The organism is Collinsella aerofaciens (genome assembly GCF_015558785.1).
Classification (GTDB): Bacteria; Actinomycetota; Coriobacteriia; order Coriobacteriales; family Coriobacteriaceae; genus Collinsella; species Collinsella aerofaciens_P.
This window is the reverse complement of sequence record NZ_JADMOP010000032.1, coordinates 1-3,940: the sequence shown is the minus strand read 5'-3', so window position 1 is coordinate 3,940 and position 3,940 is coordinate 1. Positions and strand designations below refer to the sequence as shown.

Below are 3,940 nucleotides of genomic sequence, written 5' to 3'. Positions count from 1 at the left end.
GGCTACATGTCTCCGGTCGAGTTCAGGGAGGCGGGGCTGTCCCTCCCGGAATCGTCCAAATAGGTGTTGCCAATCCACCTACGCGTGCCTGCTCACCGTGCCCGGCATCGGCCCGAGGACCGCGGCGCAGCTCGCGGTGTCGGTCGACATCGGGAGGTTCCCGGACCACGACCACCTGGCCTCGTACTGCGGCATAGCCCCGAGGGTGAGGAGCTCCGGCACGTCGGTGAGGTCGGTCAGGGCGTCCAGGCGCGGCGACGCGAGGCTCAAGTCCCTGCTGATCTTCTCGTGCAACAGCCTGGTGAGGTCCTCGGGGCGCTACGGCGAGTACTACCGGGCCTGCAGGGCGCGGGGCATGGGGCACGGGCGGGCGCTCAAGGCCGTCGCGAGGAAGCGGCTCAGGGCGATATACGCCGTGATGCGCGACCGGGTGCCCTACCGGGAGTAGCCCCGACGGTTGACAAAACTATAGGAACACCCAACGACTACGAGATCATCTCCAACAGCCAAGGCAACGCCGATGCTCTGGCGACGTCAGCGAGCGGTCGCCAGGGCGAACAAATTGGCATGAAAAGAGGGTGGCATAGACCTTCTGGTCATGCCGCCCTCTTTGAATGACAAGTTGTCGCCCTGGTGACCGCGCAGCGTCGAGCCGTTACGCGGTTTGGAAAAACCGCGTAACCCTACGGCCGCTGGCCCATACCACCCTCGAGGGTGACGGTCTCGCCGTTCATGTACTTAAAGTCGGGACCGCAGAGCTGAACGACAACGCGGCCGATTTCCTTCTCGACGTCGCCGTAGTGACCCGCCGGCGGCATGTGGACGTTGGCCTTGAACGCCTCGGGATAGGCATCTTGGAAGTTCTCGAGCGCAGCGGTCCAAGCAAGCGGGCAAACGATATTGACGTTGATGCCGTCCTTGCCCCACTCGTTGGCGGCAACGCGGGTCAGGCCGCGGATGCCCTCCTTGGCGGCAGCATAGCTGCACTGGCCATAGTTGCCAAACAGGCCGGCGCCCGAGGCAAAGTTGACCACGGAGCCCTTGGTCTCCTTCAGGTGCGGATAGGCCTTCTGCATGTACAGATAGGTAGCATACAGACCGGAGTAAATGGCCAGGTTAAACTGGTCCATGGTGTGATCGGCGATGGTCACGCCCGAGGCGCTGGCCTGAGCATTGTTGACGACGGCGTCGATGCGGCCGAACTCCTCAATGGCCTTGTCGATGACGTTCTGGACGACGGCCTCGTTGTCCTGGCCAGCCGAGACATCGGCCTGAACAGGCAGAACCTTGACGCCGTGCTCGGCCTCGAGGGATTCCTTGGCAGCCTCGAGCTTGGCAACGTTGCGGCCGGTGATGACGAGGTTCGCGCCCTCCTTGGCAAATGCGATATCGATGCCGTAGCCGATGGAGCCAGCAGAACCGTCCTTAAGCGTGGCCTTGCCGCCGCCGGTGACGATCACGGTCTTACCAGTGAAAAGTCCCATACAAAGTCCTTTCAAATCGCGACGGGCACGCCCGCCGACTGCGCGTATCCAACTTCACGCGCCAAAAGCTGAGATGCAACTTTAGCGTGTTCAAGCGAAAATAAAAGACCGCGGTAGGCGAACGGCACCACGTCGTTCGGCGAAGGGATTGTCAAGTACAAACTGGATAAAACGGCCGAGTTATTGTTATCAAATCGAGCCATCGAACACGTTTTGAAACTTTGCTGCGGCGCGTGGGATGTCGGCGCGAAACTTTATCATAGGGTGACAAACAACGATGAGGAGCACATGCCTATGACAGACGAGCTGGACCCCCAGACTCAGCAGCATATTGATCATTCCGCAGACGCCGTCGACGACTGCGATACTCCCACCTGCATCGACGCCTCCACCGATGCGCCCGCCACCGCAGATGCGCACGCCGATGCGGACAAGGCAACAGACACAGACGATACTGTCGAGCATGACGAAGGCGAGCAGTCGGAGTCGAACGACGCCGAGCCCGATACGGAACCCGCCCCACAAGCAGCGGGCCCCATCGAGGTGTCTTCGGAAGAAGAGCTCGATGCCGTCATGGATTCCATGATGGATGCTGTCAAAGCGATGAAAGACGCCGTCGCCGATGCCGATATTGATGCCGAGGAAGAGGAGGCCGCCGAGGCGGCCTCGACCTTTGTGCCCGGCGAGACTCCGGTTGCCGACCAGGGCAGCACCATGCCCTCATTTCTGCAGCTCGAGCACCCCACGATTGGCGCCGATGCGGTCGATCCGCACGCAGCAGGCTTTTCTGTGGTCGAGGGCGGTACCGGCAATATCGCCGCGCCGCAGACTGCCGATGCGGACGCTGCCGACACCACTCGCCCGACCGCCCCGCACTCCCCCGCCGCGAGCCGCGATCTGGGGACCGCTGTCTCGAACACCGCGAACGCCGTGGGCACCTTTATCGCCCAGGGCGCCTCGGCCATGCGCGAGATGAACGCCGCGAAAAAGGCACTTGCCGATGCCCGCGCCCATCTGACCGAACTTGAGCAGCGCATTGCCGATCAGGCCGAGGAACTCGAGACGCGCCAGGATATCGCAGGCCGCTACGACCAGATCGTCGCCGACCAGCGCCAGGCGATTGCCACGGCCCAAAAGACTGCAGCGGCCGCCAAGATTGACCGTGATGCCCACGCCGCCAAAGCGACAGAGCTCAAGGGTCAGTTCGAACAAATGAAGACAGAGGATGACGCGACTGAGCTCCGCCTGAAGGCCGCGCTCGATGCCGTGGAGGCCCGCGAGGCGAGCTCGCGCGAGACCGGCAACCGCCTCGTTCGCCGTCTTGAGGATTCCAAGCGCATCCGCGACAAAGTGCAGGCCGAGCGAGACGCCGGCATTGCCGCCGCACAACAAACCGTCGACGCCGCGCGCGCCCAGCTCGAGACACTGCGTCATGAGTATGCCGAGCTGCAACGCAATCCCTCGGCAAATCCCGCCAACTATACGGTGCGCACCAGCGAGCTCTCGATGCAGATCTCCGACACGGCAGATGCCCTGCGTAAAGCCGAAGAAGATGTCCCGCGCATCACCGCCGACCTTGAACACTCGCTTGCCGCAGCCGAGCAGGCCGTCGAGCAGGCGCAAGCCCCCATCGCCGACGCCAAGCGAGCCCATCAGGCCGTGACGGCGGAGGCCGATGCCGCGCGCGACAAGCTGCAGACCGCAAAAACCGCCGCTGCAACGCGCCAGCGCGAACTGCGCGAGAAGATCGCTGCCGAGGACAAGGCACGCCGCGACCAAGAGCAGAGCATAGCCAACGCCCAAGCAGATGCCGCGCATGCGCAGTCGATTATCGAGCAGGCGACCGAGGTGCATGACCATCCAGAGATCACTGAGTCGCTTGCAGGGTCCTTGGCCCGAGACAAAGCCGAACACGCCGAGACCGAGCGCGAAGTCGCCCAGCTCGAGGCCACCGAGGACGCGGTGCGCGAGCGTACCCGCGACTCACGCATCAAATTCACCGGTGCCATCGTCTGCATCGTCGCCACAATCCTGGTGATCATCCTAGTCTGGCTGTTCGCAAGCAAGTAGGCAGGGCACCGAAAACACCCTCACCTCAACTTTTGATAGTCATTGGGGACGTTCTTAAACGACTAGGCAAACAAGAACATCCCCAACGACCACCAATCTCTTGACATAAGGACTGTCCCCAGGTGCCGGCACAGACGATATGAGCAGGACATAAAAACATTGAGAGCCCCTGCTGCATGAAAGACCGCGGATTAGGCCGACAATGGTGAGTGTCTAATCCAACCGTGGCGGCCACGCCGCATTCATGGAAGGGGCTCCCATGCTCGATACTACCACCTTCATCGGCCTCGACGTCCACGCCCGCTCGATTGGATTGGCTACACTGATGTGGACAGTTCCGGGAGGGGCGCAGGAGACGGGAGGGCCGTATATGAGGGACCCCAGGC

General features: G+C 62.3%; 3 protein-coding genes. 2 read left to right on the top strand and 1 reads right to left on the bottom strand.

The window, feature by feature from the left end:
- Positions 1-88: 88 nt before the first annotated feature.
- Complete coding sequence (locus I2G40_RS09495) at positions 89-448, top strand: IS110 family transposase (protein WP_050766140.1); 360 nt, start codon at positions 89-91, stop codon at positions 446-448.
- 235 nt (positions 449-683) lie between these two features.
- Here I2G40_RS09495 and I2G40_RS09490 read toward each other — a convergent pair whose 3' ends face one another.
- Positions 684-1,484, bottom strand: a complete 801-nt coding sequence (locus I2G40_RS09490) for an SDR family NAD(P)-dependent oxidoreductase (RefSeq protein ID WP_195544915.1) — start codon at positions 1,482-1,484, stop codon at positions 684-686.
- Positions 1,485-1,778: 294 nt separating this feature from the next.
- Between I2G40_RS09490 and I2G40_RS09485 the strand changes: the two genes are divergently transcribed.
- Entirely contained in the window at positions 1,779-3,554 is a 1,776-nt protein-coding gene (locus I2G40_RS09485; RefSeq protein WP_195544914.1) for a coiled-coil domain-containing protein, read from the top strand.
- The last annotated feature ends 386 nt before the right edge of the window (positions 3,555-3,940 follow it).

Excerpts from the sequence above, each read along its gene's own strand:
- I2G40_RS09490 (WP_195544915.1), bottom strand. The coding sequence starts at position 1,484 with ATGGGACTTTTCACTGGTAAGACCGTGATCGTCACCGGCGGCGGCAAG.
- I2G40_RS09485 (WP_195544914.1), top strand. The coding sequence starts at position 1,779 with ATGACAGACGAGCTGGACCCCCAGACTCAGCAGCATATTGATCATTCC.